The sequence below is a fragment of the Agrococcus sediminis genome, from assembly GCF_007923295.1.
Taxonomy (GTDB): Bacteria; Actinomycetota; Actinomycetes; order Actinomycetales; family Microbacteriaceae; genus Agrococcus; species Agrococcus sediminis.
Genome location: NZ_VOIR01000014.1, coordinates 188,020 through 213,278, shown reverse-complemented (window position 1 = coordinate 213,278; position 25,259 = coordinate 188,020). Strand labels below are relative to the sequence as shown.

The 25,259-nt window shown below is 74.3% G+C and carries 31 protein-coding genes and 1 tRNA gene; 10 read left to right on the top strand and 22 right to left on the bottom strand.

The window, feature by feature from the left end:
- Nucleotides 1-13: 13 nt before the first annotated feature.
- Complete coding sequence (gene prfB, locus FQ330_RS08625) at nt 14-1,129, bottom strand: peptide chain release factor 2 (protein ID WP_128188457.1); 1,116 nt, start codon at nt 1,127-1,129, stop codon at nt 14-16.
- A gap of 65 nt (nt 1,130-1,194) precedes the next feature.
- Here prfB and FQ330_RS08620 point away from each other — a divergent pair, with 65 nt between their 5' ends.
- Nucleotides 1,195-2,424 (top strand): MFS transporter, encoded by a 1,230-nt coding sequence (locus FQ330_RS08620; protein ID WP_225792770.1) that lies wholly within the window; start codon nt 1,195-1,197, stop codon nt 2,422-2,424.
- 6 nt (nt 2,425-2,430) lie between these two features.
- Here the strand turns inward: FQ330_RS08620 and FQ330_RS08615 are convergent, their stop codons facing one another.
- A complete protein-coding gene (locus tag FQ330_RS08615) occupies nt 2,431-2,670 on the bottom strand; it encodes a hypothetical protein (protein WP_128188455.1) in 240 nt (79 codons plus the stop codon).
- 124 nt (nt 2,671-2,794) lie between these two features.
- On the opposite strand from FQ330_RS08615, the gene FQ330_RS08610 reads away from it, so the two are divergent.
- Both FQ330_RS08610 and FQ330_RS08605 read left to right on the top strand, forming a co-directional pair.
- Nucleotides 2,795-3,514, top strand: a complete 720-nt coding sequence (locus FQ330_RS08610) for a metallophosphoesterase (protein WP_146356779.1) — start codon at nt 2,795-2,797, stop codon at nt 3,512-3,514.
- A 69-nt stretch (nt 3,515-3,583) separates the two neighbouring features.
- A complete protein-coding gene (locus FQ330_RS08605; protein WP_225792769.1) occupies nt 3,584-5,005 on the top strand; it encodes a PKD domain-containing protein in 1,422 nt (473 codons plus the stop codon).
- 12 nt (nt 5,006-5,017) lie between these two features.
- On the opposite strand, the gene FQ330_RS08600 is transcribed toward FQ330_RS08605, so the two are convergent.
- The 12 genes from FQ330_RS08600 to FQ330_RS08545 form a co-directional block, all read right to left on the bottom strand.
- Nucleotides 5,018-5,464 (bottom strand): pilus assembly protein TadG-related protein, encoded by a 447-nt coding sequence (locus tag FQ330_RS08600; RefSeq protein ID WP_146356775.1) that lies wholly within the window; start codon nt 5,462-5,464, stop codon nt 5,018-5,020.
- A complete protein-coding gene (locus FQ330_RS08595; RefSeq protein WP_146356773.1) occupies nt 5,461-5,934 on the bottom strand; it encodes a TadE/TadG family type IV pilus assembly protein in 474 nt (157 codons plus the stop codon). The genes FQ330_RS08600 and FQ330_RS08595 overlap by 4 nt, the downstream gene beginning before the upstream one ends.
- Nucleotides 5,909-6,289, bottom strand: a complete 381-nt coding sequence (locus tag FQ330_RS08590; protein ID WP_310124406.1) for a TadE/TadG family type IV pilus assembly protein — start codon at nt 6,287-6,289, stop codon at nt 5,909-5,911. Before FQ330_RS08590 ends, FQ330_RS08595 begins: the two co-directional genes overlap by 26 nt.
- The gene (locus FQ330_RS08585; protein WP_146356771.1) at nt 6,289-6,477 is read right to left on the bottom strand and encodes a hypothetical protein; all 189 of its coding nucleotides are present in this window, start codon (nt 6,475-6,477) and stop codon (nt 6,289-6,291) included. Before FQ330_RS08585 ends, FQ330_RS08590 begins: the two co-directional genes overlap by 1 nt.
- Before the next feature lie 11 nt (nt 6,478-6,488).
- Nucleotides 6,489-7,424 carry a type II secretion system F family protein gene (locus tag FQ330_RS08580; protein ID WP_225792768.1) on the bottom strand — a complete coding sequence of 312 codons (936 nt, stop codon included), beginning with the start codon at nt 7,422-7,424 and terminating at the stop codon, nt 6,489-6,491.
- Complete coding sequence (locus FQ330_RS08575) at nt 7,421-8,278, bottom strand: type II secretion system F family protein (RefSeq protein WP_146356769.1); 858 nt, start codon at nt 8,276-8,278, stop codon at nt 7,421-7,423. The genes FQ330_RS08580 and FQ330_RS08575 overlap by 4 nt, the downstream gene beginning before the upstream one ends.
- The gene (locus FQ330_RS08570) at nt 8,275-9,504 is read right to left on the bottom strand and encodes a CpaF family protein (RefSeq protein WP_146356767.1); all 1,230 of its coding nucleotides are present in this window, start codon (nt 9,502-9,504) and stop codon (nt 8,275-8,277) included. Before FQ330_RS08570 ends, FQ330_RS08575 begins: the two co-directional genes overlap by 4 nt.
- Nucleotides 9,505-9,559: 55 nt before the next feature.
- Nucleotides 9,560-10,486 (bottom strand): hypothetical protein, encoded by a 927-nt coding sequence (locus FQ330_RS08565; protein WP_146356765.1) that lies wholly within the window; start codon nt 10,484-10,486, stop codon nt 9,560-9,562.
- Nucleotides 10,486-11,289 carry an alpha/beta fold hydrolase gene (locus FQ330_RS08560; protein WP_146356763.1) on the bottom strand — a complete coding sequence of 268 codons (804 nt, stop codon included), beginning with the start codon at nt 11,287-11,289 and terminating at the stop codon, nt 10,486-10,488. Before FQ330_RS08560 ends, FQ330_RS08565 begins: the two co-directional genes overlap by 1 nt.
- 10 nt (nt 11,290-11,299) lie before the next feature.
- Complete coding sequence (locus tag FQ330_RS08555) at nt 11,300-12,004, bottom strand: flavodoxin family protein (RefSeq protein WP_146356761.1); 705 nt, start codon at nt 12,002-12,004, stop codon at nt 11,300-11,302.
- Between the two features lie 74 nt (nt 12,005-12,078).
- Nucleotides 12,079-12,936: a 3-hydroxyacyl-CoA dehydrogenase family protein gene (locus FQ330_RS08550; protein WP_146356759.1), complete on the bottom strand. Its 858-nt coding sequence runs from the start codon at nt 12,934-12,936 to the stop codon at nt 12,079-12,081.
- Nucleotides 12,933-13,712: an SDR family NAD(P)-dependent oxidoreductase gene (locus tag FQ330_RS08545; RefSeq protein WP_146356757.1), complete on the bottom strand. Its 780-nt coding sequence runs from the start codon at nt 13,710-13,712 to the stop codon at nt 12,933-12,935. The genes FQ330_RS08550 and FQ330_RS08545 overlap by 4 nt, the downstream gene beginning before the upstream one ends.
- A 64-nt stretch (nt 13,713-13,776) precedes the next feature.
- Here FQ330_RS08545 and FQ330_RS08540 point away from each other — a divergent pair.
- Nucleotides 13,777-13,859 (top strand) — tRNA-Leu (locus FQ330_RS08540).
- A 31-nt stretch (nt 13,860-13,890) separates the two neighbouring features.
- Nucleotides 13,891-14,616 (top strand): DedA family protein, encoded by a 726-nt coding sequence (locus FQ330_RS08535; protein ID WP_128188442.1) that lies wholly within the window; start codon nt 13,891-13,893, stop codon nt 14,614-14,616.
- 16 nt (nt 14,617-14,632) lie between these two features.
- Here the strand turns inward: FQ330_RS08535 and FQ330_RS08530 are convergent, their stop codons facing one another.
- From FQ330_RS08530 to murI, 7 genes are all read right to left on the bottom strand, one after another.
- On the bottom strand, nt 14,633-15,286 hold the full coding sequence (locus FQ330_RS08530; protein WP_128188441.1) for a metal-dependent transcriptional regulator: 654 nt from the start codon (nt 15,284-15,286) through the stop codon (nt 14,633-14,635).
- A complete protein-coding gene (locus FQ330_RS08525; RefSeq protein WP_146356755.1) occupies nt 15,267-16,139 on the bottom strand; it encodes a metal ABC transporter permease in 873 nt (290 codons plus the stop codon). The genes FQ330_RS08530 and FQ330_RS08525 overlap by 20 nt, the downstream gene beginning before the upstream one ends.
- Nucleotides 16,139-16,867, bottom strand: a complete 729-nt coding sequence (locus FQ330_RS08520) for a metal ABC transporter ATP-binding protein (protein WP_146356753.1) — start codon at nt 16,865-16,867, stop codon at nt 16,139-16,141. Before FQ330_RS08520 ends, FQ330_RS08525 begins: the two co-directional genes overlap by 1 nt.
- Entirely contained in the window at nt 16,864-17,751 is an 888-nt protein-coding gene (locus FQ330_RS08515) for a metal ABC transporter solute-binding protein, Zn/Mn family (RefSeq protein ID WP_146356751.1), read from the bottom strand. Before FQ330_RS08515 ends, FQ330_RS08520 begins: the two co-directional genes overlap by 4 nt.
- Before the next feature lie 91 nt (nt 17,752-17,842).
- Complete coding sequence (rdgB, locus tag FQ330_RS08510; protein WP_146356749.1) at nt 17,843-18,460, bottom strand: RdgB/HAM1 family non-canonical purine NTP pyrophosphatase; 618 nt, start codon at nt 18,458-18,460, stop codon at nt 17,843-17,845.
- Nucleotides 18,457-19,182 carry a ribonuclease PH gene (gene rph / locus FQ330_RS08505; protein ID WP_128188436.1) on the bottom strand — a complete coding sequence of 242 codons (726 nt, stop codon included), beginning with the start codon at nt 19,180-19,182 and terminating at the stop codon, nt 18,457-18,459. The genes rdgB and rph overlap by 4 nt, the downstream gene beginning before the upstream one ends.
- 11 nt (nt 19,183-19,193) lie before the next feature.
- Nucleotides 19,194-20,030: a glutamate racemase gene (gene murI / locus FQ330_RS08500; protein ID WP_146356747.1), complete on the bottom strand. Its 837-nt coding sequence runs from the start codon at nt 20,028-20,030 to the stop codon at nt 19,194-19,196.
- A 90-nt stretch (nt 20,031-20,120) separates the two neighbouring features.
- Here murI and FQ330_RS08495 point away from each other — a divergent pair, with 90 nt between their 5' ends.
- From FQ330_RS08495 to FQ330_RS08480, 4 genes are read left to right on the top strand one after another with little or no spacing between them, the layout of a single operon-like run.
- Nucleotides 20,121-20,933 (top strand): ABC transporter ATP-binding protein, encoded by an 813-nt coding sequence (locus tag FQ330_RS08495; RefSeq protein WP_146356745.1) that lies wholly within the window; start codon nt 20,121-20,123, stop codon nt 20,931-20,933.
- Nucleotides 20,934-20,942: 9 nt separating this feature from the next.
- Nucleotides 20,943-21,584: an ABC transporter permease gene (locus FQ330_RS08490; protein WP_146356743.1), complete on the top strand. Its 642-nt coding sequence runs from the start codon at nt 20,943-20,945 to the stop codon at nt 21,582-21,584.
- The gene (locus FQ330_RS08485; protein WP_146356741.1) at nt 21,581-22,291 is read left to right on the top strand and encodes an ABC transporter permease; all 711 of its coding nucleotides are present in this window, start codon (nt 21,581-21,583) and stop codon (nt 22,289-22,291) included. Before FQ330_RS08490 ends, FQ330_RS08485 begins: the two co-directional genes overlap by 4 nt.
- Nucleotides 22,288-23,220: an ABC transporter substrate-binding protein gene (locus FQ330_RS08480; RefSeq protein ID WP_146356739.1), complete on the top strand. Its 933-nt coding sequence runs from the start codon at nt 22,288-22,290 to the stop codon at nt 23,218-23,220. Before FQ330_RS08485 ends, FQ330_RS08480 begins: the two co-directional genes overlap by 4 nt.
- A gap of 48 nt (nt 23,221-23,268) precedes the next feature.
- On the opposite strand, the gene FQ330_RS08475 is transcribed toward FQ330_RS08480, so the two are convergent.
- Nucleotides 23,269-23,880: a GNAT family N-acetyltransferase gene (locus FQ330_RS08475; protein ID WP_146356737.1), complete on the bottom strand. Its 612-nt coding sequence runs from the start codon at nt 23,878-23,880 to the stop codon at nt 23,269-23,271.
- Between the two features lie 81 nt (nt 23,881-23,961).
- On the opposite strand from FQ330_RS08475, the gene FQ330_RS08470 reads away from it, so the two are divergent.
- The gene (locus FQ330_RS08470) at nt 23,962-25,251 is read left to right on the top strand and encodes a nicotinate phosphoribosyltransferase (protein ID WP_146356969.1); all 1,290 of its coding nucleotides are present in this window, start codon (nt 23,962-23,964) and stop codon (nt 25,249-25,251) included.
- Nucleotides 25,252-25,259 lie beyond the last annotated feature (8 nt).

Genomic DNA, 25,259 nt, shown 5'->3' with positions numbered 1-25,259 from the left:
CCTGCCGCTCGGCCTAGTCATCGGCGAGCTGCTGCTGCTTGCGCCAGCGGATGCCGGCGGCGATGAAGCCGTCGAGGTCGCCGTCGAAGACCGCGCTCGGGTTGTTGACCTCGTGCAGCGTGCGGAGGTCCTTGACCATCTGGTACGGCGCGAGCACGTAGGAGCGCATCTGGTCGCCCCAGCTCGCGCTGATGGTGCCGGCGAGCTCCTTCTTGCGTGCCGCCTCCTCCTCGCGCTTGAGCAGCATCAGGCGGCTCTGCAGCACGCGCATGGCGGCGGCGCGGTTCTGGATCTGGCTCTTCTCGTTCTGCATCGAGACGACCGTGCCGGTCGGGAGGTGCGTGATGCGCACGGCGGAGTCGGTGGTGTTGACGCTCTGGCCGCCGGGGCCCGACGAGCGGAACACGTCGACGCGGATGTCGCTCTCGGGCACCTCGACCTCGTCGACCTGCTCGAAGAGCGGCACGACCTCGACGGCGGCGAACGAGGTCTGGCGCTTGCCAGCGGCGCCGAACGGGCTCATGCGCACCAAGCGATGCGTGCCCGCCTCGACCGACATGTTGCCGAAGGCGTAGGGGGCGCTCAGCTCGAACGAGGCCGACTTGATGCCCGCCTCCTCCGCGTAGCTCGTCTCGTAGACGGTGACGGGCATGCCGTGCTGCTCGGCGTAGCGCAGGTACATGCGCAGCAGCATCTCGGCGAAGTCGGAGGCGTCGACGCCGCCGGCGCCGGCGCGGATCGTGACGACGGCCGGCAGCGGGTCGAACTCGCCGTCGAGGAGCGTCTGGATCTCCATGTCGGCGACGATGCGCTGGATCGCGGCGAGCTCCTTCTTGGCCTCCTGCTGCGTCTCCTCGTCGCCCTCCTCGTTGGCCATCTCGACGAGCACCTCGAGGTCGTCGATGCGCGACTCGGTCTCGGTGATGCGCTTGAGGTCGGTCTGCGCGTGGCTCAGCTGGCTCGTGACCTTCTGGGCGGCGTCGGGGTCGTCCCAGAGGTCGGGGGCGCCGGCCTCCTCGGAGAGCCGCTCGATGTCGGCGGCGAGCCTGTCGACGTCGGCCACCGCCTTGATGTCGGCGAAGGTGGAGCGGAGGGCGGCGATGTCGCCGGCGATGTCGAGATCGGCCATGGTCCCCCCAGCCTACCGACGAGCGACCGCCCGGCCGCCCCGCGCATCCGCCGTAGGCTCGGATGGTGAGCGGCGTCGACCAGTCCGAGCGGTTCCCCTGGCGCAGGGTCGCCGGCGCCGCCTATGTGCCCACCGCCGCGTTCGCGATCGGCGAGGGCGCGGTCATCCCCTACATCCCGCTGATCGCCGGCGACCTGGGCGCGTCGCTCGCGGTCGCGGCGGTCGTCGCCGCGATGCTGACGGTCGGCCAGCTGGCCGGCGACGTGCCGGGCGGCGCGGTCGTGGGGCGCTTCGGCGAGCGCCCGACGATGATCGGCGCGGGCCTGCTCGTGCTCGTCGCGCTCGCGCTGGCCTTCGTCGCGAGCGAGGTGTGGATGCTCGGGGTCGCGGTCTTCGTGCTCGGCCTCGGCCACGCGGTCTTCGGGCTCGCCCGCCACGCGTTCATGACCACGTATGTGCCGCTGCGCTACCGCGCCCGCGCGCTGTCGACGCTCGGCGGCATCTTCCGCATGGGCATGTTCGTGGGCCCGCTGATCGGCTCGGCCGTGCTCGGGCTCGGGCTCGGGCTCGGCGCCGTGTGGGTCGTGTGCGCGATCGGCACGGTGATCGCGATCGCCGTGCTCGTGGTGCTGCCCGACCCGACGTCGGTCTTCGAGCGCACGCCCGCGACGACGGGCGTGATCGAGCTGGCGTCGGAGCGCGCAGGCGTGTGGCAGGTGGTGCGCGAGCACGCGCGCGTGCTCGGCACGGTCGGCGTCGGGGCGGCGATGCTGTCGCTCGCCCGCTCGGCGCGCAGCGTGCTGCTGCCGCTGTGGGCGGTGTCGATCGGGCTCGACGGCGTCACCACTGGCCTCGTGATCGGCATCGCGGGCGGCGTCGACTTCGCGCTGTTCTTCGTCTCGGGCTGGGTGATGGATCGCTTCGGCCGGCTGTGGAGCGTCGTGCCGTCGCTGTCGATCATGGCGATCGCGTTCGTGCTGCTGGCCGCGTCGCACGACCTCGACGCGGCCACGACCTGGTTCATCGCCGCGGCGATCGTGCTCGCGCTCGGCAACGGGCTCGGCTCCGGCATCCTCATGACGCTCGGCGCCGACCTCGCCGATCGGCAGAACCCGGCGCCGTTCCTCGGCGCGTGGCGCCTCACCGTCGACCTCGGGGGCGCGGCGGCGCCGCTGCTCATCTCGCTGCTGGTCTCGGTCGCGTCGATCGCGTGGGCTGCGGGCGGCCTCGCCGTGATGTGCGTCGCGGGGGCGGGGATGCTGCTGCGCTGGCTGCCGCGGAAGCCGCGGGAGTAGCCAGCCCTACGGCTCGTCGCGGCGGAGCTCCTGCCGGGCCGCGAGGTCGTGCGCGATCGAGGTGGCCTCCTCGCGCAGCTCGTCGTCGCCGAGCTCGCCGGCCTGCACCTGCTGCACGAGCTGCCGGAACCCCGGGTGCTCCATCAGGGCGCGCAGGCCCTCGGCTGCGCGCTCGGGCTGGTCGGTCGGCAGGCTCGCCGCCACGGCGTCGACGTCGAACGGCAGCTCGTCGGGGTTCGGGCTCATACCCGCGAGGCTACCGGGCACCCCTTGTCGCCGTCCGGCGCCGGTGGGATCATGCGCGTCAGGGAGCCCCACCCAGCCGCTCCCACGATCCGCTTGGCGTCACGGGCCGGTTCTGGAGCACACCGTGGCGCGTCGACCCCTCTCCCGCACGACGAGCGTCGGCTGCGCGGTCATCGCCGCGATGGTGCTGAGCCTGACGGTGCCGATCGCCGCCTCGGCCGCGCCGCCCGCCGCCCCCCTGCTGGTGGCTCCCGCCGACGGCAGCACCACCGCATCCGTCAGCCCGACGCTGAGCGTGGCCGCGAGCGACCCGGACGGGGGCAGCGTCGACGTCGCGTTCGAGGGGCGCGAGCACGGCGCGACCGTGCCGAGCGACCCCGCCGCCGAGGGCTTCACGGTCGTCGTGGTGCCCGACACGCAGAACTACAGCGACGGGAAGCAGGCGCTGCTGCAGCAGCAGCTGACCTGGGTGCGCGACAGCCGCGACGCGCTCGACACCGCGTTCGTGATCCAGCTCGGCGACCTCGTCAACGACTGGACGCTCGAGCGCGGCTGGGACAACATCTCGGACGCCTTCCGGATCCTCGACGACGGCGCGGTGCCGAACAGCGTCGTGCCGGGCAACCACGACTTCGACATCGCCACCGGCGACATGGGCCCGTACAACGCCCACTTCCCGCCGTCGCGCTACGCCGAGGGCTCGTGGAGCACGGAGACCACCCGCTATGGCGGCTATCTGGGGCAGGACCAGTTCGGGCCGGACCCCATCGACCGCGGCAACGCCGACAGCTACGCGCTCTTCACCGCCGGCGGCGTCGACTTCCTGTTGCTCAACCTCGAGTGAGAGGCGCCGGGCTACGCGCTCGACTGGGCCGACCGCGTGCTCGACGCGCACCCTGACCGCACGGTCATCATGGCGACCCACAGCTTCCTGAGCATCACGGGGACCCACCGCACGACGCCCCAGCGCCCGGGCGGGACCGCACCCGCGGCGATGTGGCAGGACTTCGTCGCGCAGCACTGCCAGATCCGCCTCGTCCTCTCCGGCCACGAGCACGACGGCGACCTCGGCGAGGCGAGCCGCACCGACGAGAACGTCTGCGGCCAGCCGGTGCACCAGATCCTGACCGACTACCAGGCCCGGGCCAACGGCGGCAACGGGTGGCTGCGGTACTACTCGTTCGAGCCGACGGAGGGCACGCTGACCGCGACCACCTACTCGCCGGTGCTCGGGCAGTACGAGACCGACGCCGACTCGTCCTTCACCCTCCCGTTCGACCTGACCTCGCGGGAGCCGGCGCCGTTCGAGCCGATCGGCACCGCGCGGGTCGACGCGGGCGAGGTCGCCTCCGTGGAGTGGCCCGACCTCGCGCTGGGCACCGAATACGAGTGGCGAGCGGTCGTCTCCGACGGGGCGTCGACCACGACGTCCTCGACGTGGACGCTGCGCACCCCCGCCGCCAACGCCCCGCCGACGGCATCGATCGCCGTGGAGTCCGACGGCCTCGCGGTGACGGCGAGCGCGAGCGGCTCGAGCGACGCCGACGGCACCATCGCGTCGTACGCATGGCAGCTCGGCGACGGCAGCACGGCCACGGGCGAGACCGTGACCCACACGTACGCCGGCACCGGCGTCTACCCGATCACCCTCACCGTGACCGACGACGAGGGCGCGAGCGGCGAGGCCGTCCGGAGCGTCACCGTGCTCGACCCCGCAGAGCGCGTGCTCGCCCTCGACGCCTTCACCCGCACGCTCGCCAACGCATGGGGGTCGGCGGATGTCGGCGGCCCCTGGACCCTGCGGGGCACGGCGAGCAGGTTCTCGGTCTCCGGCGGGGCCGGCCGCATGACCATCCCGCCCGCCACGACCCAGACGGTCTTCGCCGACCTCAACGGCGTCTCGAGCGCGAGCACCCGCATCGACGCGGTCTTCTCCGTCGGCTCGCTGGTCGAGGCGCAGTACGTCTCGCTCGTCGGGCGTCGCATCGGCTCGGCGAACTACATCGCGAGGCTGCGGCTGCAGGCCGACGGCGGCGTGCGGATGTACCTGCTGCAGGACGGCGCGACCGCGATCGCGCCGATGCTGCAGGTGCCCATCACGATCGCGCCGGGCCAGCAGTACGCCTTCAGCATGGAGGTGACGGGCACCTCGCCCACCACTGTGCGGGCGAAGCTGTGGCCGGTCGGGCAGGCGGAGCCCGGCTGGCTGCGCTCGGGGACGAACAGCCTCGCCGCCCTCCAGGCACCCGGCGCCGTCAGCGTCTTCACCTACGTGCCGAACAACCCGGGCGGCGGCAGCGTCGCCTTCGACCGCATCACCGTCACCGAGCCCTGAGCGCCGGCGACGTCAGTCGACGAAGACCGCCCTCGCGGTCGACGTCACGTCGAGGCGGATGCCCTCCGGCAGGAAGAGGGAGACCACCGGCGGGCGCCACGCGCTCGAGACCGTGACGGAGGCGCTGCGAGCGTCGGCGCTCGCGCCGTCGACGCGCACGTCCGCGAGGCCGGCGGCAGCGCGCGACGCCCACGACGCGGCCGCCTCGTCGACGGCCGCGTCGGCGAGCTCGGGCGCGGCGGCGGTGCCGTCGAAGCGCACCTGCTCGAGCGCGAACGCCTCGGCCGCCGCGAGCGCCGCGCCGTCGGCGACGGTGAAGAGCCGGCGCCGCTCGATCAGCATGCTGGTCGCCGCCGTCACCGCGAGGATGAGCGCGAGCGCGAGCGCCGCGAACCCCATGGTGAGCACGAGCGTCGAGCCGTCGTCCTCGCGCGCGAGGCGCCGCAGCACGCTCTTCACGGCGCGCCGCCGAACGCCGAGACCGGCTGCGACGCGAGCGCCGAGACCGGGACGCCCATTCCGACGTCGAGCGCGAGCACGGGCGGCGCGAGCGGCAGCGGCACCGTCGCGTCGACCTGCACGGAGACGGTGCCGCGCGGCGTCTGGCAGTCGCCCGCCGCCGGCGCGCACGAGATCGCGACCTCGGCAGCCGCAGGCTCGAGCCCCGCGTCGGCCAGCGCGACGCGGATCGCGCGGTCGGCTGCGGCGAGCCCCTCGTCGTGCCCGTCGGCCGCGGCGATGACGCGCGCCGCGTGCCGCGCCGCCCCCTCGATGCCGAGCACGGCGTGCTGGATCTGCCCGAGCGAGAGCGACAGGTAGACGAGCGGGACGAACAGCAGCACCCCGACCGTCAGGAACTCGAGCGAGGCGCTGCCGGCGTCGTCGCGGAGCGCGCGCCGCAGCTCAGCCCAGCGACTCGAGCGGCGCATGCCCGCGCACCTCCAGTCCCACGGGGCCGACGAGCCCGATCACGGGCAGCGGCGCCGCGACCCGGATCTCGATCGTCTCGAGCCCTGCGACGACCGCCGTCCCCGCCGACACCTGCTCCGCGTAGGCGGGCCCGACGGCGGTCGTGATCAGCTCGCGCGTGCGCGCGATGCCGGCCGACGCATCCGACCCGACCAGCGACGCGTGCCGCGCCCCCTCCGCGGCCGCGTCGGCGAGCGTCGCGCGCACGTGCAGCGCGAGCGAGAGCTGCACGACCGAGAGCACGAGCAGCACGAGCAGCCCGGCGACCATCGTGAACTCCGCGACCGCCGAGCCACGCTCGTCGGCCAGGCGCATCAGAAGCTCGTGACCCTCGCGATGGCCTGCTCGAACACACCCGACAGGGCGGGCCCGGCGACCGTCCAGATGACGATGACGAGCCCCGCCGTCATGAGCGTGACGAGCACCCAGCCGGGCACGTCGCCGCGCTCCTCGTCGCGAACCCTCCCGACGAGGCGGGCGAAGCGACAGCTGATCGTGGACATGGTCTCCTCCTTCAGAATCCGACCTGCAGCACATGGATGCCCGGCCACATCGCGAACGCCACCGTGGTCGGCAGCAGCCCGAACACGAGCGGCACGAGCATCGAGATCTCCTTGCGGCCCGCCGCCTCGAGCAGGTCGCGCTTCGCGGCGTCGCGCGCGTCGAGCGCCTGCGCCTGCAGCGTCTGGGCGAGCGGCGTGCCGCGCTCGATCGCGCCGCGCATCTGCTCGACGCTGCGAGTGACCCCGGGGTGCCCGAGCTCGTCGGCCAGCGCCCCGAGCGCGCTCGAGAGGCTCTCCCCCGCCGCCGACCGCGCGACGACACCCGCGAGCTCGCTCCCGAGCGCGCTGCGGCCCGCGGCGCCGACCCGGCGCAGCGCGTCCTGCAGGCCCTCCCCCGCGGCGAGGCTCAGCGACAGGAACTCGAGGATCGACGGCAGCTCGCTCGAGATGCGCGCGAGCCGCCGCTTCGCGCGTCGCTGGAGCAGCCAGTCGACGGCGGCGGCGCCGATCGCGGCGCCGAGCAGCGCGAGCCCCGCGGGCAGCGCGAGCTGCCCCTGCTGCACCGCGCCCACCACCCCGAGCGCCGCGCCGACGGCGGCTCCGAGCACCGTCCAGCGCAGCTGGCGCCCGCGGAAGTCGCTCACCGTCTCGCTCGCCGCCGCCTGCCGCAGCCGCAAGCGGATGCCGTCGGGCGCGCCGAGCACCGCGTGCACGAGCGGCGCCAGCCGATCGCCGACCGGCGACGCGACCACGCCGAGCACGCGCGCCGGGTCCACGCGCCTGCGTGCGAGCAGGTCGCGCGCGCCCGGCGAGACGTCGAGCACGTAGGGCGCGACCCGGTGCAGCAGCAGCGGTCGGCGCAGGATCGGCACGAGGCTCACGAGCATCCACAGCCCGAGCCCGAGGCCGGCGCCGAGGATCAGGCTCCACCCGACCGACGCGGTCACGCGAACCACCGCGCCTCGGTCGGCAGTGCGCCGATGCGCAGCATCACGCGGTACGCGATGAAGGTCACGACCGCGCCGCTGGCGATGAGCGCGAGTCCGCCGGGGGCGTTGTAGGCCTGGGCCGCCTCGGGGCGGGTCGAGAGGATGAGCAGCACGATCCACGGCGCGGCGACCCCCAGCCGTGCCGCGCTGACGATCCACGTCTGCCTCGCCTCCAGCTCGCCGCGAGTGGCGAGGTCGACGCGCAGGTAGGCGGCGAGCTCGCGCAGCACCGTCGTCACCTCCGTGCCGCCGACCTCGCGCGCCATCCGCAGCGTCTCGAGGATGCGGTCGGCGACCGGATCGGCCAGGCGGTCCTTCAGGCGGTCGAGGGCGTAGGCGAACGAGCCGGTCGCGCGGTGATCGGCCGCGTAGGCGGTGAAGGCCGCTCGCGTGATCTCCGGACCGGCGTGCGCGAGCTGCGCCACCGCATCCGGCAGCGCCAGCCCGCTCCGCACGGCGGAGACCAGGTGGTCGACGACGTCGGGCCAGACCGACGCCTGCGCTCGGCGGCGCCGCTTGGCGCGCCAGCGCACGGCGATCACGGGCCCGGCGGCGCCGGCGGCGAACGCGGCGGCCGCGACGGCGACCACCGGTGCGAGGGCGAGCGCGACGCCCGCGGCGAGGACGCCGGCCAGCACCGACACCGCCGCGAGCGCGACCGGCGGGACGCCCTCGAGGCCCGCGTGCGTGAGGCGGTCGAGCAGTCGGCGGCGCGGCTGCGGATCCGGCGTGCGGGCGCTTCGCGGCCACAGCCACGGGCTGACGGCGAGCACGATGCCAAGGCCGAGGAGGCAGCCGAGCAGCCACGTCATGCGCGGCTCCCGAGCAGCGCGACGGGGTCGACGCCGACCGCGGCGAACTTCGCCGTCCTCGCCGGATGCGACCCGGTCGGCTCGAGCAGCCCGTCGCGGAGGGCGAACAGCACGGACGCCTCGATGACGCCGGCGGTGACCTGCCCGGTGGGCGCGAGGATCTCGACGACGCGGCGGTTGCCGCGGGCGTCGATCGCGAGGTGCACCACGAGGTCGACGCACTGCGCGACGGTGGGCACGACGAACCCGGCGTCGATGTTGCGCCCCGCGAGCAGCGGCAGGGTCGTGAGCTTCGTGAGCGCGTCACGCGCGGAGTTGGCATGGATCGAGCACATGCCGGAGACGCCGCAGTTGAGCGCCACGAGCAGGTCGAGCGCCTCGGCCTCGCGCACCTCGCCGACGACGAGCCTGTCGGGGCGCATCCGCAGGCTCTCCTTCACCAGCCGCCGCAGCGAGATCTCGCCCGTGCCCTCGAGCGACGGCTGCCGGCACTGGAGCCCCACGATGTCGTCGACGGGCGGATCGAGCTCGAACGTCTCCTCGACCGTCACCACCCGCTCGCCCGGCCGCACGGCGGCGAGCAGGGCGTTCAGCATGGTGGTCTTGCCGGCGTGCGTCGGCCCGGAGACGAGGATGTTGCAGCCGGCGACGACCGCGCTGCGCAGGAACGCGGCCGCCTGCTGGCTGAGCGCGCCGCGCTCGACGAGCGCCGAGAGCGCGGCGAGCCGCCGGGCGAACTTGCGGATGTTGATCGACATCGCGCCGCGGGCGACGTCGCCGGATGCGACGTGGAGGCGGGAGCCGTCGGGCAGCGACGCGTCGACGAAGGGCGACGAGAGGTCGACGCGGCGGCCGGTCGTCGAGAGCATGCGCTCGACGAGGTCGCGCACCTCGGTCTCGGTGAGCCGGATCGGCAGCTGCTCGCTGACGCCGCCGCGCGCGCAGAAGACGCGCGAGCCGTGGTTGACCCACAGCTCTTCGACCTCCGGATCGTCGAGGTAGGGCTGCAGCGGCCCGTAGCCCGAGACCGCCGCGAGCACGTCGCGCTCGGCCTGCCGCTCGTCGGCCAGCAGCGGCACGCTGCCGCCGAGCGAGCGCTCGGCGTAGGAGCGCACCGCGTCGCGCACGTAGCGCTCGGCGAGGTCGCCCGAGCGGGCCAGGTCGACGCCCTCGCGGCGCACCCGCGCCCGCACGGTGGCGGTGATCTCGGCGACGGCCTGGCGCATGCGAGCCAGTGAACCGCGAGCGCGTCAGGCCTCGCGGAAGTTGTCCACAGGCGCCTCAGCCCCCGTCAGCCCACCGCAGCACCCGCAGCGCCTTGAGCGTGATCCAGCGGCTCGGCTCCCCGACCGGCCCGTAGCCGACGACCCGGTCGCCGCCGTGCACGACGTCGAGCGGCCAGCGGCCGTCGTCCCGCCGCTTCGAGCGCACGAGCTCGATCGCCTCGGCCATCCGCTCGTCGGGGCGGGCGGCGACGGCACGGAAGTGCTCGAGCGCCCGCAGCGCGTCGTACTCGTGGCGCGGCGGGAACGCGAAGCGCAGGTAGCCCTCGTCGACGATCTCGCCGGTCGAGCGCCGTCGCAGCAGCGAGCGCTCGAGCAGGTAGGCCTCGCCGCTCGCCCGCGCCTCGGGCACGCGCGGGTCGTCGCTCACGCGCTCGAACGCCGCGAGCGCCTCGAGCACCGCGATCGTCGTGTCGAACGACGAGCGCACCGAGCCGCGCTCCTGCTCGCAGTTCCAGCCGCCGTCCTCCATGCGCTCGCCGAGCAGCCGCTCGACGATCGGCGTCGCGTCCTCGCCGTAGTAGACGGCGTTCGTCACGAGCGCGCCGTTGATGCACGGCTCGACCTCGCCCTCGAAGAACGGCTCGTCGTCGTACTCCCAGCGCGTGACGCGCTTGACGTCGGCGATCGCCTCCCGCACCGCGGCGTCCGAAGGGTCGACGCCCAGCAGCCGCAGCTCGGTGAGCACGTGGGCGGTGGATGTCCACGGCTGGCCGGGCAGCGTCGGCTCGGCCTTCGGGAAGTGCGCGCCGCCGGCCCACTGCCCGTCGGCCCCGCGGGCGGCGAGCAGCGCCGCGCCATGGCCCTCGTGCGCGACCCTCGCGCGCTCGCGGGCCACGGCATCCGGATCCTCGTCGAGCAGGTCGGCCATCGCCTGCCAGCGGATCGAGGGATCGCCCTGCAGCAGCCAGTCGGTGACCTCCATCAGCCCAGGAACGCGATGAGGGCCCGGTTGAACTCGTCGGCGTGGCTGACGTTGCAGCCGTGCGGGGCGCCGGAGATGACGTGCAGCTCGCTGTGCTCGATCGTCTCGTGCGTGCGGCGGCCGGAGCCCTCGAACGGCACCGTCTGGTCGCCGTCGCCGTGCAGCACGAGCACCGGCACGGTGATCGTGCCGAGGTCGTCGCGGAAGTCGGTGGTCGCCCACGCGTCCATCGCCCCGAGCGCCGCCGGCTGGTGCGACTGCAGGGCGAGCCGGATGCCCTCCTGGCGCTGCGCCTCGCTCACCTGCAGTCCCTCCTCGGTCGAGAAGAAGCCGGTCGTGAACTCGTCGAAGAACGCGTCGCGGTCGGCCTCGAGCCCGGCGCGGAGCGAGCGGTAGGCCTCTTCGGTGAGCGGGCCCTCCGGGTTGTCGTCGGCGTGCAGCAGGTACGGCGGGACCGCTGCCGCGAACACCACCGAGCGCACGCGCTCCTCGCCGTAGGTCGAGACGTAGCGCGCGACCTCGCCGCCGCCCATCGAGAAGCCGACGAGCGCGACGTCGCGCAGGTCGAGCTCGGTGAGCACCCGGTCGAGGTCGGCCGCGAGCGTGTCGTAGTCGTAGCCCTCGTCGGGCTTGTCGCTGCGGCCGAAGCCGCGGCGGTCGTAGACGACGACGCGGTGGCCGGCGGCGGTGAGCGCCGCGGTCTGCGCCGCCCACGCCTCGGCCGAGAGCGGCCAGCCGTGCAGCAGCACGACGGGGCGGCCGTCGCCGCCGGAGTCCTCGATGTGCAGGCGGATGTCGGTCATGGTCGCGCTCCTATCGGTACTCGGGGTTCTGGAACCCGAAGCGCTCGCCGCGCTCCCAGGCGTTGCGGTCGTTGCCCTCGGTCGGGATGCCGCCGCGCAGCATGCGCGCGAGGTGCAGCAGGTTCCACGTCATGATGGTGATGTTGCGCTGCGTGAAGTCGTTGTCGGCGCCCGCGTGCGAGCCGTCGTCGAGCTCGTCGCCGTAGGAGGGGCCGGGGCCCGCCTCGCCCACCCAGCCCGCGTCGGCCTGCGGCGGGATGGTGCAGCCGAGGTGCTGCAGGGCGTAGAGCACCTCGCGCGCGACGTGCTTCATGCCGTCCTCGTTGCCGCCGACGAGGCATCCGCCGACCTTGCCGTAGTAGATCGACTGGCCGTGCTCGTTGAGCTCGCCCGACTCGGCGTAGAGGCGCTCGACCACGCGGCGCGTGGTGCTCGAGGCGTCGCCGAGCCAGATGGGTGTCGCGAGCACGAGGATGTCGGCCGCGAGCACGCGCTCCCAGATGGCGGGCCAGGCGTCCTCGGCGGCGCCGTGCTCGGTCATGTCGGGCTGTACGCCCGGGGCGATCGCGTGGTCGACGGCGCGCACGACCTCGACCTCGACGCCCTGCTCGCGCAGGATGCGCGCGCTCGCCTCGATCAGCAGGTCGGTGTGGCTCTCGCCCGGGGACGGGGTGAGGCTGCCGTTGACGTAGACGGCCTTGAGGGTCTCGGTCATGCCCTCCACGCTGGCACGGAGCGGCTGGGAGCGCCATGGCAGTTCGGCGCTCATCGTCCGGAACCTCTTGGAGGCTACGGCTCGAGCGCGTCGCGGGCCGCGATGAGCGCCGCGAGCCTCGCCGCGAACCGCGCCGGCGCATCCGCCTCGCGCTCGAGGAAGCCCCGCCCGGTCTTCGCGCCCAGGTCGCCGCGCTCGGCCCGGTCGCGCAGCATCGCGGGGGCGGCGGATGCGTCGCCGAGGGTCGGCAGGATCCCGTCGGCCACGCTCGTCCAGACGTCGAGGCCGCCGAGGTCCATGATCTCGAACGGTCCCGCGAGCGCCCAGCGCGGCCCGAGCCCGGCGGTGACGACCCGGTCGACCTGCTCGGGGCTCGCGACGCCCCGCTCGACGAGGTGCATCGCCTCGCGGTAGAGGGCCGCCTGCAGGCGGTTCGCGATGAACCCCTCGACCTGGTGCGCGAGCGGCACGGTCGTCTTGCCCGCCGCGGTGAGCAGCGCCACCATCCGCTCGACCGTCTCCGGCGGCGTCGCCGGGCCCGGCACCACCTCGACGAGCGGCACGGTGTCGGCGGGGTTGAAGAAGTGCGCGATGACGAGCCGCGACGGGTCGCGCATGCCGGCCGCGAGCGCGTCGGCCCCGATCGACGAGGTGTTCGAGGCGATCACCGCGTCGGCGTTCGCCGCCTCGACCTCGGCGAGCAGCGCGCGCTTCAGCTCGAGCCGCTCGGGTGCGGCCTCGAGCACGAGCGTCGCGCCCTCGACCGCCGAGGCGACCGAGCCGTGCGCGGATGCGCCGGCCGAGTCGGCGGCGCGGGCGGCGGCGGCCGGGTCGACGTCGAAGACCCGCACCTCGTGGCCGGCGCGCGCGAGCACGCGCGCGATGCCGGCGCCCATGACGCCGGCGCCGAGCACCGCGACCATCTCGCTCATCGGCCGCTCCCCCGCTCGATCCTCGCGCCGAGCCCGAAGCCGGCGATGAGCCGCGACGGCACGAGCGGCAGCAGCGGCGCGGCGAGCCGGTAGCGCCAGTCGCTCACGACGACGCCCCGGCGCCGGCGCAGGGCCGCGAGCCCCTCGCGCACGACGGTCGGCGCATCCGCCCACCCGGCCCGCGGCACGGTGTCGGCCGCGACGCCCATCCGCTCGTGGAACTCCGTCGCGACGAAGCCCGGCAGCAGCGCCGTGACGGTCACGCCGTCGCGGCGGTAGCGGGCGTCGAGCGCGTGCGACAGGGCGATGACCTGCGCCTTCGCCGCCGCGTACGAGCCGCTCGGCAGGCGGCCGGCGAGGCTCGCGACGTTGAGGATGCCGCCGCGGCCGCGCTCGCGCATGCCGGGCAGCGCCGCGTGGGCGAGCCGCAGCGGCACCCAGGTCAGCAGCTCGTGCATTGCGCGCTCGTCGGCGATGGCGGATGCGTGGAAGGGCTCGGCGACGGCGTGCCCGGCGTTGTTGACGAGCACGTCGACCGGCCGCGCGGCGTCCTGCAGGCGCGCGGCGACCCGCTCGAGGCCGGCCTCGTCCGTGAGGTCGGCGGGCAGCACCTCGACGTCGGCCGCCCCGAGCGCGGGCAGCTCGGCCGCGAGCTCCCGCAGGCGGTCGGCGCTGCGCGCGACGAGCACGAGCGCGAAGCCGTCGGCGGCGAGCTGGCGCGCGAACTCCGCGCCGAGCCCGGCCGAGGCGCCGGTCACGAGGGCGCGCATCTGCATGGCACAACCTTGGCAGAGCCGGAGCGTCGGGACCTGCGCGAAAAGGTACGCTGATCACACCCACGCGGGAGTGGTGGAATTGGCAGACACGCAGGATTTAGGTTCCTGTGCCCACGTGGCGTGGGGGTTCGAGTCCCCTCTCCCGCACGGCGACCGCCCATCGCGCGAAGGAGCGTCCGTGCCCCACCTGCCAGCCGAGTTCCTCATCGACATCGAGGGGCTGATCTCGGGCGCCGGCGTCTGGGCGCTGCTGCTCGTGTGCGCCATCGTCTTCGTCGAGACGGGGCTGCTGGTCGGCTTCCTGCTGCCGGGCGACACGCTGCTCGTGATCGCCGGCGTGCTCTCCTACACCGGCGTCATCCCGCAGCCCATCTGGCTCGTGATGCTCTGCATCTGGGCGTGCGCGGTCGCGGGCGACCAGCTGGGCTACTTCATCGGGCACAAGGCCGGGCCGCCCATCTTCCAGCGCAAGTCCTCCGGGCTGTTCTCGCATCGCACGATCGAGCGCACCAACCGCTTCTTCCTGAAGTACGGCGCGGCCGCCGTCATCATCGCCCGCTTCATCGGCATCGTCCGCACCTTCATGCCGGTCGCCGCTGGCGTCGGGCGCATGCCGTGGCCGCTGTTCTTCCGGCTCGACGTGCTCGGCGGCCTGCTCTGGGGCGCGGGGCTGCCGCTGCTCGGCTGGGGCGTCGCGCACATCCCCGGCGTCGCCGACCTCGTCACCGAGTACATCGACCTCGTGCTGCTCGGCGTCGTCGCGATCGCCATCTGCTTCATCGTCTGGCACGCGATCCAGTCGCGGCGCGAGGTCGAGCGCGAGATCCGCGACGGCAGCGCGACGGGCGCCGTCGAGACGCTCGACCTCTCGGGCACCGGCCAGCAGCCGGGCATCGAGCGCTGATCGCGCGACCGCAGGGTCAGGCGGCGAGCCAGATCGCCTGCGCGACGTCGGGGCCGACGTCGATCGTCGTCGAGCCGCTGCGCACCTGGATCGAGCCCGAGTAGGGCTTCTGGCCGAGCACCGTCAGCCGCGCGTCGAGCGCGACCCCGGCCCCGGCGAGGAACCGCAGCATGGCCGGGTCTGCGTCCGAGATGCGCACCACCGCGCCCGCGTGGCCGACCTCCGCATCGGCGAGCAGCACCGCATCCGGTCGCCGCACCGTGCCGTCGGCGGCCGGGATCGGGTCGCCGTGCGGGTCGCGCTCAGGGTCGCCGAGCGAGCGGGCGATCGAGTCGAGCAGCCGGTCGCTCAGCGCGTGCTCGAGGATCTCAGCCTCGTCGTGCACCTCGTCCCAGTCGTAGCCGTGCCGCTCGACGAGCCACGTCTCGACGACCCGGTGGCGGCGCACCTGCCGCACCGCGAGCGCGCGCCCGTCGTCGGTGAGCTCGACCGCGCCGTACGGGCGGTGGCGCACGAGGCCCGCGGCGGCGAGCTTCTTCACCATCTCGGTCACGGTGGAGTTCGCCAGGCCCAGGCGGGATGCGAGCTGCGAGGGGGTGATGGGCTCGGGCTGCCACTCGGTGTGGTGGTAGATCGCCTTGACGTAGTCCTCAGCCGCCGTCGACTGCATGACGCCTCGCTCTCGCCCACCGGATGACGAGCCCCCGGCGGGGCCCGAACAGCAACGCTAGCCCGAACGCGAGCCCCTGCGTCAGCACCACCGCGCCGCCGGGCGAGATGTCCATCCAGAAGGCCGCGATGAGCCCCACCATCGACGCGGCGACCGTGATGCCGACCGACCACGCGAGCAGCGCGTCCCACCGCACGGCGATGAGCGACGCGGTCGCGCCGGGGATGACGAGCATCGCGACGACGAGGATGATGCCGACCGCCTGCAGCGCGGTGACGACGGTGAGCGCGAGCGCGCCGAGCAGCACCGCGTGCAGCAGGCGCGGCCGCAGGCCGATCGCGTGGGCGTGACCCGGGTCGAAGGCGACGAGGGTCAGGTCGCGGCGCAGCACCACGAGCGTCGCGCAGACGATCGCGCCGACGATGAGCACCTGGGCGATGTCGGCGTCCGACACGCCGAGCACGTTGCCGAAGAGGATGTGCTGCAGGTCGGTCTGGGCGGGCGTCACCGAGACGATCACCAGCCCGAGCGCGAACAGCGTCGTGAACACGACGCCGATCGCCGCATCCGCCTTGATCCTCGACGCCGCCCGCACGCCGCCGATGAGGGCGACCGCGCCGATGCCGAACACGGCGGCGCCGACGGCGAACGGCAGCCCCAGGATGTACGCGAGCGCGACGCCGGGCAGCACCGAGTGCGAGACCGCATCGCCCATGAGCGACCACCCCATCTGCACGAGCCACGTCGACAGCAGCGCGCACGCCACGGCGGCGACGAGCGTCACGAGGATCGCCCGCAGCATGAAGTCGTAGGCGAAGGGCGCGAGCAGCGCGTCGAGGAGCCCCGGATCCATCACCGCTCCTCCCTCGTGCCGGCGCCGAAGGCCGCCGCGATGCGCTCGGGCGTGAGCGTCTCGGCGGGCGGCCCGTGGTGCAGCAGCCGCCCGCGCAGCAGCAGCACCGAGTCGGCGAGCTCGGCCACCCCCGAGAGGTCGTGGTGCACGATCACCACGGTGCGGCCCTGGGCGCGGATGCCGCGCAGCACCTCGGTGATCTGCGCCTCGCTCGTGCGGTCGACGCCCGCGAACGGCTCGTCGAGCAGCAGCAGCTCGGCGTCCTGCGCGATCGCGCGGGCGACGAAGGCGCGCTTGCGCTGCCCGCCCGAGAGCTCGCCGATCTGCCGGTCGGCGAGGTCGGCGATGCCGAGCAGCGCGAGGGCCTCGTCGACGGCCGCGCGGTCGGCGGCGCGCGGGATGCGCAGCAGCCCCATCCGCCCGTAGCGGCCGGTCGTGACGACGTCGCGCACCGTCACCGGGAAGTCCCAGTCGACCGTCTCGGCCTGCGGCACCGAGGCGACGAGGCCGGCGCGGCGCGCCTCGGCGGGGGTGCGCCCGAGGATGCGCACGGTGCCCTCGTGCGGCACCCGCTCGAGCACGGCCGCGAGCATCGACGACTTGCCGGAGCCGTTGACCCCGACGAGCCCGGTGATCTCGCCGGTGCGGATGCGCGCGGTCACGTCGGCGAGCGCGCGCACGTCGCCGTAGCGGACGCCGAGGCGCTCGGCGACGATGGCGTCGGTCATGCTCCCAGCCCCTCCAGGATGATGTCGATGTCGTGCGCGATGAGCGCGAGGTAGGTGGGCGCCGGCCCGTCGGGCTCCGAGAGCGAGTCGACGTGCAGCCCGCCGTCGAAGCGCACGCCGGCGTTCCGCGCGATCTGCTGCTGGGTGCCCGGATGCGTCGTGGACTCGCAGAAGACGGTCGGCACGCGCGTCTCGGCGACGACGCCCGCGACCGCCGCGATCGACTGCGGCGTGCCCTGCCCGCCGGCGTTCACGGGCCACAGGCTCGCCTCGGCGAGACCCGCGTCGCGGGCGAGGTAGCTGAAGGCGCCCTCGCACGTGACGAGCACGCGATGCTGCTCGGGCAGCCGCTCGACGCCCTCGCGGAGCCGCTCGCCCTCAGCCTCGAGCGCGGCCGTCACGGCTGCGGCGCGCGCATCGATCGCGTCGCGCTCGGCGGGCACGAGGTCGCCGATCGCGACGCGCAGCGCCTCGACGTACCGCGCGCCCTCGGCGGGCGAGACCCAGGCGTGGGCGTTGGGATTGCCCGCGTAGTGGCCGGTCTCGATGGGGATCGGGTCGACGACGTCGCTCAGCACCACGTGCGGCGCATCCGCGCGCTCGACCAGGGTCAGCAGCCAGTCGTCGATGCCCATGCCGTTCGTGACGACGAGGTCGGCGCCCTCGGTGCGCACGAGGTCGCCGGGGGTCGGCTCGTAGTCGTGCACCTCGACGCCGACGCGGGTGAGCGACTCGACCCGGGCGGCGTCGCCCGCGACCTCGCGCGCGATGTCGGCGATCACGGTGAAGGTCGCGAGCACGAGCGGCCGGCCGTCGTCCTCCGGCGCGGCCGGCGCCGGCGACGCGCAGCCCGTCAGCGCGGCGGCGACGCACGCGACGGCCACGGCAATCCTTCGCCGTCCCGCACGCTGTGATTTCGGCACACCGAAATCATGCCACAGCGCCGCTCGGGACGCATTCGCGAGCGCCGCGCCGTCAGCGCCCGAGCACGCGCTCCGCGAGCGCCGTGAACGCGAGCCGCCGGTGGCTGCGCGCGTCCTTCTCCTCCGGGCTCAGCTCGGCGGCCGCCCTGCCGTCGGCGTCGTGCGGCACGAACACCGGGTCGTACCCGAACCCGCCCTCGCCGCGCGGCGCATCCGCGATCTCGCCCCGCCAGTCGGCCCGCACCGCGAGCTCGCCGTCGGCGTCGACCCACGCCGCGGCGCAGACGAACTGCGCCCCGCGGTCGGTGCGGCCTGCGAGGTGCTGCAGCAGCAGCTCGAGGTTGTCGCGGTCGTCGCGCGTGCCGGCGTAGCGCGCCGAGTGGATGCCGGGCGCGCCGCCGAGCGCGTCGACCTCGATGCCGGAGTCGTCCGCGAGCGCGGGCAGCCCGGTGCGCTCGTGCGCGGCCCGCGCCTTGATGAGCGCGTTCGCCTCGAACGTCTCGCCGTCCTCCACGGGCTCCGGGCCGCTGTCGGGCACGAGCTCGACGCCGGGCAGCAGCGGCGCGAGGATGCGCTGCAGCTCCTCCACCTTGTGCGGGTTGCGCGTCGCCACGACCACCTGCAGGCCCCCGCCGACGACGTCGATGCCGGTCGCTCCCAGGTCGGTCATGCGCCGAGCGCCTCTCGCTGCAGCTCGGTCAGGCGCGCCGTGCCGGCGAGCGCCAGGTCGAGCATTCCGTCGAGCTCCGCGCGGTCGAAGGGCGCGCCCTCTGCGGTGCCCTGCACCTCGATGAGCAGGCCCCGGCCGGTCGCGACGACGTTCATGTCGGTGCCGGCGCGCACGTCCTCGACGTAGGCGAGGTCGAGCATCGGCTCGCCGTCGATCATCCCCACCGACACGGCCGCGACCGAGTCGATCAGCGGCGTCGCGCTCTTGGGCACGCGCCCCTCGGCCTGCGCCCAGCGGATCGCGTCCGCGAGCGCCACGTAGGCGCCCGTGATCGCGGCGGTGCGGGTGCCGCCGTCGGCCTGCAGCACGTCGCAGTCGACCGCGATCGAGAGCTCGCCGAGCGCCCGCATGTCGACGCCGGCCCGCAGGGAGCGGCCGATGAGGCGCGAGATCTCGTGCGTGCGGCCGCCGACCTTGCCGCGCACGCTCTCGCGGTCCATCCGCTCGTTCGTCGAGCGCGGCAGCATCGCGTACTCCGCCGTCACCCAGCCCTTGCCCTTGCCCGCCATCCAGCGGGGCACCGTGGGCATGACGGATGCGGTGCACAGCACCTTCGTGGCGCCGAAGGAGATGAGGGCGCTGCCCTCGGCCTGCTGGCTCCAGCCCCGCTCGATCGTCACGTCGCGCAGCTCGTCGAGCTGCCTGCCGTCCTTGCGTGCCATGCCTGGTCCTCTCAGTCGGTGCGGCCGGGGAGCTGGATGACCCCGGTCTGCGTGAACTCCACGTGCGTCACCTCGGGCCCGAGGAACCGGCGCGCGAGCCGCAGGAACGGCTCCTGCGCGGCGGTCGTCGCCTCGAACGCGTAGGCGGGCGCGGCGTGCTCGGGCGCGAGCATGCGCCGGTCGCTCAGGATGCGGTAGACGTCCGCAGCGGTCTCCTCCGCGCTCGACACGAGCCGCACGCCGGGGCCGGCGACGTAGCCGATCGCGCCGGCGAGCAGCGGGTAGTGCGTGCAGCCGAGCACGAGCGTGTCGAGCTCCTCGGCCAGCAGCGGCTCGAGGTACTCGTGCGCGGCGGCGAGCACCTCGTCGCCGGTGGTGACGCCCGCCTCGACGAACTCGACGAAGCGCGGCGCGGCGCCGGCCGCGACGTGCGGCACGCCGGCCTCGGCGAACGCGCGCTGGTAGGCGCCCGAGCCGATCGTGCCCGCGGTGCCGATGACGCCGATCCGGCCGGAGCGGCTCTGGCGCACGGCTGCCCGCACGGCCGGGTCGATGACCTCGACGACCGGGATGCCCATCCCCTGCCCGTAGCGCTCGCGCGCGACGTCGAGGGTCGCCGCGGATGCGGTGTTGCAGGCGATGACGAGCATCTTCACGCCCTGCGCGACGAGCGTGTCGAGCACGTCGAGCGCGAGGCGCCGCACCTCCGACTGCGCGCGCGGGCCGTAGGGCCCGTTGGCGGTGTCGCCGATGTACGTGATCGACTCGGCGGGCAGCTGGTCGATGATCGCGCGCGCCACGGTGAGTCCGCCGACGCCGCTGTCGAAGACTCCGATCGGCCGCTGCACGTCGGCAAGCCTAGCCGCGGGGCGAGGGCACAGGCTCGCCGAGGGGTCGGCCGGTATTGTCAGCACCCCGCGACAGGGAGGAGCCCCCGCGTGATCGAGTTCGCAGCCGTGCGCAAGGAGTACCCCGACGGCACGGTCGCCGTCGAGGACTTCAGCCTGGTCGTCCCCTCGCACGCCGTCGTCGTGCTCGTCGGCTCCTCCGGCTGCGGCAAGACGACTCTGCTGCGCATGGTGAACCGTATGGTCGATCCCACGAGCGGCACGGTCTCCATCGACGGCGACGACGTGCGCGCGATGGACAAGGTGCAGCTGCGCCGCTCGATCGGCTACGTGCTCCAGGCGGGCGGCCTGCTCCCCCACCGCACCGTCGCCGACAACGTCGCCACGGTGCCGGTGCTCGAGGGCGCGAACCGTCGCGAGGCGCGCCGTGCCGCGCTCGGCCTGCTCGAGCGCGTCGGCCTCGATCCGGCGCTCGGCGACCGCTACCCGCTGCAGCTCTCGGGCGGCCAGCAGCAGCGCGTCGGCGTCGCCCGCGCCCTCGCCGCCGATCCGAACATCCTGCTCATGGACGAGCCCTTCGGCGCCGTCGACCCCATCGTGCGCGACCAGCTGCAGGAGGAGATGCGCACGCTGCAGCGCGAGCTCGGCAAGACGATCCTGTTCGTCACGCACGACATCGACGAGGCCTTCGCGCTCGGCGACGAGGTGCTCGTGCTGCGCAAGGGCGCCGAGATCGCGCAGCGCGGCACGCCCGCCGAGATCCTCGCCCACCCCGCGGACGAGTTCGTCTCGCGCTTCGTGGGGGCGGGCACCGCGCGTCGCACGCTCTCGGTGCGCGAGGTCGACGGCCGCCGGATCGTCGTCGACGGCGACGACCGCCCCACCGGCGTGCTGGCGGAGTAGGCCCAGCCCATGAACTGGCTGAGCCAGAACCTGCACATCGTGTGGTCGCTGCTGCTCGACCACCTGTGGCTCTCGATCGTGCCCATCGTGCTCGCGCTCGTCATCTCCATCCCGCTCGGCTGGCTCGCCGCCCGCTATCCGCGCGCCCGCACCGCGCTGCTGACCGGCACCGGCCTCCTCTACGCGATCCCCTCGCTGGCGCTGTTCATCATGATCCCCGCGATCGTCGGCCTCTCGGCGCGCTCCCCCTGGGTCGCGATCATCGGCCTCACGCTCTACGGCTGCGCGCTGATGGTGCGCGGAGCCGCCGACGCCTTCGGATCGGTCTCGCGCGAGACGATGCTCGCCGCCGACGCCCTCGGCCACTCCCCCTGGGCGCGGTTCTGGGCGGTCGAGCTGCCGCTCTCCGGCCCGGTGCTCGTCTCGTCGCTGCGGGTCATGGCGGTCTCGACCGTCAGCCTCGTCACGATCGGCGCCGTGATCGGCATCTCGAGCCTCGGCACGCTCTTCACCGACGGCTTCCAGCGCGGCATCGACGCCTCGATCATCACGGGCATCGTGCTCACGGTCGTGGTCGCCTTCGCGATCGACGCGGTCGTGCTGCTGCTCGGCCGGCTCGCGATGCCCTGGCAGGCGGCGGTGCGCGCATGAACCTGTTCGCCGAGGCCCTCGCCCACCTCTTCGACCCCGCGAGCTGGCAGGGCACGAACTCGCTCGGCCTGCGCATCCTCGAGCACCTCGGCTTCTCGCGCGCCGTGCTGCTCGCCGCGGCCGCCATCGGCATCCCCGCCGGCGTCCTCATCGGCCACACCGGCAGGGGTCGCGGGCTCGTCGTGGCGCTGACGAGCGGCGCGCGGGCGATCCCCACCCTGGGGCTGCTCACGATCTTCGGCCTCGCCCTCGGCATCGGGCTCGAGGCCCCCTTCCTCGCCCTGCTCGTGCTCGCGCTGCCGCCCGTGCTGGCCGGGGCGTACGCCGGCGTCGAGGCCGTCGACCGGCAGGTGGTGGGCGCGGCGCGCGCGATCGGCATGACCGAGCGCGAGATCGTGCAGCGCGTCGAGCTGCCGCTCGCGGCGCCGGTGCTCATCGGCGGCGTGCGCTCGGCGGCCCTCCAGGTCATCTCGACCGCGACCCTCGCCGCGTACGTCTCGAACACGGGCCTCGGCAGGCCGATCTTCCAGGGCGTCAAGGCGGGCGACTACGAGGTCATGCTGGCCGGCGCCCTGCTCGTGGCGCTGCTCTCGCTCGTCGTCGAGCTCGTCTTCCAGGCGATCCAATCCGCGGCCGGCCGTCGTGCCGAACCGCACACCGTCCCCGCGCGGGCGTCCGCCCGCGCTCCAGAGAGGAACACCGCATGACCAGCATCCCCCGCAAGGCGGGCGCCGCCCTCGCCGCGATCGCAGCGACGGGCCTCGTGCTCACCGGCTGCGCGAACGCCGACCCGCTCGAGGAGGGCTCCGCGGAGCCCACGACGAGCGGCGACGCGACGAGCCTCGTCGTCGGCTCGCAGGACTACTACTCGAACGAGATCATCGCCGAGCTCTACGCCCAGGCCCTCGAGGCCGGCGGCTACACGATCGAGCGCGACCTGCGCATCGGCCAGCGCGAGGTCTACCTGCCCGAGATCGAGTCGGGCGCGATCGACGTCTTCCCCGAGTACACGGGCCCGCTGCTGCAGGTGTGGGCCGAGGAGCCCACCGAGCGCCTCAGCGAGGACGTCTACGCCGCCCTCACCGAGGCCGCGCCCGAGGGCATCACGGTGCTCGACCAGGCGCCGGCCACCGACCAGGACTCCTACGTCGTCACGCGCGAGTTCGCCGAGGAGCACGACCTCACGACGATCGCCGACCTGGCGAACGTCGACGAGCCGCTCACGATGGGCGCCAACTCCGAGGCCGAGACCCGCCCGAACGGACCGCAGGGCCTCGCCGACACCTACGGCATCGAGGTCGGCTTCACGCCCATCGAGGACAGCGGCGGCCCGCTCACGATCCGCGCGCTGCAGGACGGCGACGTCCAGCTCGCGATCGTCTACACCGGCGACCCGTCGATCGCCGCGAACGACCTCGTCGTGCTCGAGGACCCCGAGGGCCTGTTCCTCGCCTCGAACGTCGTGCCCGTCGTGAGCGACCGCGTCGACGAGGAGGCGCAGGGCATCATCGACGAGGTGAGCGCAGCGCTGACCTCGGAGGAGCTCCTCGCCCTCAACGGCCGTTCGGTCGACGAGCAGGCACCGGCCGCCGACATCGCCGCCGCCTGGCTCGAGGAGCAGGGCCTGCTCGGCTGACGAGCGGACGCGGGCGAGGCTGAGCACCGCCGCGCCGCCCGCACCGGCTCACCTCGGCCCGAGACGGGCCTCGGCGCTGGCGTCGCGGCGGCGACCCGAAAGGGTCGCCGCCCCCAGCTCCGGCGCGCGCACCATGCGGTGCATCGGGATGCCGCCCCACGTCGGGCCCGTCGACACCCGCTCGTCGAGGTGCCGGAAGCCGCGGCGCTCGTAGAAGCGGCCCGCGCGCTCGTTGCCGTCGATGAGCCACAGGTACAGCGCGCGGTCGTCGACGACCGCGTCGAAGAGCGCGGCGCCGACCGCGGTGCCGTGCATCTCGGCCGCCACGTAGAGCCGGTCGAGCTCGCGCTCGGCGGGCGGCGGCACGAGCCCCAGCTCGACCTCCCAGCGGGCGGGCGCGGCGCTCGACGCCGCGAGGCCCACGATGCGGTCGCCCTGCCACGCGATGCGGCGCACGGCGTCGCCCGGCTCCGCGAAGGCGCGCGCGAGCCCGACGACGTTCGCCTGCGCGAGCCCGCGCACCCCGAAGTCGTCGGGCAGCCGGCCCGCGTACGTGCGCTCCTGCTCCCGCACGAGGAAGGCGGCCCAGGCGGGCGCGTCGGCGGGCGTCGGCTCGCGCAGCGCGACGCCGTCGGGCAGGGGGCGGATGGTTCGGGGCACCGAGCCACGCTACCGGGCGTCGTCGAGGCGGTCGCCCCAGGCCGCCGTCGTAGGCTGGCGCTCGTGACCGACACCGCGCTCATGACCGACCGCTACGAGCTGACGATGATCGATGCCGCGATGCGCTCCGGCACCGCGTTCCGGCCCTCCGTCTTCGAGGCCTTCGCCCGCCGCCTGCCGGGTGCTCGCCGCTACGGCGTGGTCGCCGGCACCGGCCGCTTCCTCGACCGGGTCGCCGAGTTCCGCTTCGGCGACGCGGAGCTGCGCTTCCTCCGCGACCACCGCATCGTCTCGGCGGAGCTGCTCGACTGGCTCGCCGACTACCGCTTCTCGGGCGACATCCGCGGCTACGCGGAGGGCGAGCTCTACTTCCCCGGCTCCCCGATCCTGGTGGTCGAGGGCACCTTCGCCGAGGCGGTCGTGCTCGAGACCGTGGCGCTCTCGGTGCTCAACTACGACTCGGCCGTGGCGAACGCCGCGACGCGCATGACGCGCGCCGCGAAGGGGCGGCCGGTCGCCGAGATGGGCTCGCGCCGCGCGAGCGAGGAGTCGGCCGTGGCGGCCGCCCGCGCCGCGTACATCGCCGGCTTCGACGCCACCAGCAACCTCGCCGCGGGCGCCCGCTGGGGCATCCCCACGATGGGCACGGCGGCGCACTCCTTCACGCTGCTGCACGACTCCGAGGCCGAGGCCTTCCAGGCGCAGATCGACGTGCTCGGCGTCGGCACGACGCTGCTCGTCGACACGTACGACATCGAGCAGGGCATCCGCACGGCGATCGAGGTCGCCGGCACCGGCCTCGGCGGCATCCGCCTCGACTCGGGCGACCTCGCCGAGGTGGCCGCCGATGCCCGCGCGCTGCTCGACTCGCTCGGCGCGACCGGCACGCGCATCACCGTCACGAGCGACCTCGACGAGTACGCGATCGCGGGCCTGCAGGCGAGCCCGGTGGATGCGTACGGCGTCGGCACGAGCGTCGTCACCGGCTCGGGCGCGCCCGCCGCCGGCATGGTCTACAAGCTCGTCGCGCGCCAGGGCGACGACGGCGCCTGGGTGGGCGTCGGCAAGCGGAGCGAGGACAAGGCGTCGCACCCGGGCGAGAAGGTGGCCGTGCGCCGCCTCGAGGGCGGCGTCGCCGTCGAGGAGGCGGTGCTCGTCACCGACCACCGCGCGACGCTCGACGCGGCGGCCGCCGGCGGCCGCGCGCTGCAGGTGCCGCTCGTGGCGGGCGGGGAGATCGACGACCGCTGGCTCGGCCACGGGGGCGTCGAGCTGGCGCGCGAGCGCCACGCCGCGTCGGTCGAGGAGCTGCCGGTCGAGGCGCACCGCCTCGCCCGCGGCGAGCCCGCCATCCCGACGGTGTTCCGCTGAGGCCCGTG

Bases quoted from the DNA above. Each gene is read 5' to 3' on its own strand.
- FQ330_RS08545 (WP_146356757.1), bottom strand. From the start codon at position 13,712: ATGCAGATGCGCGCCCTCGTGACCGGCGCCTCGGCCGGGCTCGGCGCG.
- FQ330_RS08585 (WP_146356771.1), bottom strand. From the start codon at position 6,477: ATGTCCACGATCAGCTGTCGCTTCGCCCGCCTCGTCGGGAGGGTTCGC.
- FQ330_RS08480 (WP_146356739.1), top strand. From the start codon at position 22,288: ATGACCAGCATCCCCCGCAAGGCGGGCGCCGCCCTCGCCGCGATCGCA.
- FQ330_RS08565 (WP_146356765.1), bottom strand. From the start codon at position 10,486: ATGGAGGTCACCGACTGGCTGCTGCAGGGCGATCCCTCGATCCGCTGG.
- FQ330_RS08520 (WP_146356753.1), bottom strand. From the start codon at position 16,867: ATGACCGACGCCATCGTCGCCGAGCGCCTCGGCGTCCGCTACGGCGAC.
- FQ330_RS08550 (WP_146356759.1), bottom strand. From the start codon at position 12,936: ATGAGCGAGATGGTCGCGGTGCTCGGCGCCGGCGTCATGGGCGCCGGC.
- FQ330_RS08560 (WP_146356763.1), bottom strand. From the start codon at position 11,289: ATGACCGACATCCGCCTGCACATCGAGGACTCCGGCGGCGACGGCCGC.
- FQ330_RS08570 (WP_146356767.1), bottom strand. From the start codon at position 9,504: ATGCGCCAGGCCGTCGCCGAGATCACCGCCACCGTGCGGGCGCGGGTG.
- FQ330_RS08615 (WP_128188455.1), bottom strand. From the start codon at position 2,670: ATGAGCCCGAACCCCGACGAGCTGCCGTTCGACGTCGACGCCGTGGCG.
- FQ330_RS08555 (WP_146356761.1), bottom strand. From the start codon at position 12,004: ATGACCGAGACCCTCAAGGCCGTCTACGTCAACGGCAGCCTCACCCCG.
- FQ330_RS08595 (WP_146356773.1), bottom strand. From the start codon at position 5,934: ATGCGCCGCTCGAGTCGCTGGGCTGAGCTGCGGCGCGCGCTCCGCGAC.
- FQ330_RS08525 (WP_146356755.1), bottom strand. From the start codon at position 16,139: ATGGATCCGGGGCTCCTCGACGCGCTGCTCGCGCCCTTCGCCTACGAC.
- FQ330_RS08605 (WP_225792769.1), top strand. From the start codon at position 3,584: ATGGCGACCCACAGCTTCCTGAGCATCACGGGGACCCACCGCACGACG.
- prfB (WP_128188457.1), bottom strand. From the start codon at position 1,129: ATGGCCGATCTCGACATCGCCGGCGACATCGCCGCCCTCCGCTCCACC.
- FQ330_RS08590 (WP_310124406.1), bottom strand. From the start codon at position 6,289: ATGCGCCTGGCCGACGAGCGTGGCTCGGCGGTCGCGGAGTTCACGATG.
- FQ330_RS08490 (WP_146356743.1), top strand. From the start codon at position 20,943: ATGAACTGGCTGAGCCAGAACCTGCACATCGTGTGGTCGCTGCTGCTC.
- rdgB (WP_146356749.1), bottom strand. From the start codon at position 18,460: ATGACCGACCTGGGAGCGACCGGCATCGACGTCGTCGGCGGGGGCCTG.
- FQ330_RS08530 (WP_128188441.1), bottom strand. From the start codon at position 15,286: ATGCAGTCGACGGCGGCTGAGGACTACGTCAAGGCGATCTACCACCAC.
- rph (WP_128188436.1), bottom strand. From the start codon at position 19,182: ATGGCACGCAAGGACGGCAGGCAGCTCGACGAGCTGCGCGACGTGACG.
- FQ330_RS08485 (WP_146356741.1), top strand. From the start codon at position 21,581: ATGAACCTGTTCGCCGAGGCCCTCGCCCACCTCTTCGACCCCGCGAGC.
- FQ330_RS08470 (WP_146356969.1), top strand. From the start codon at position 23,962: ATGACCGACCGCTACGAGCTGACGATGATCGATGCCGCGATGCGCTCC.
- FQ330_RS08575 (WP_146356769.1), bottom strand. From the start codon at position 8,278: ATGACGTGGCTGCTCGGCTGCCTCCTCGGCCTTGGCATCGTGCTCGCC.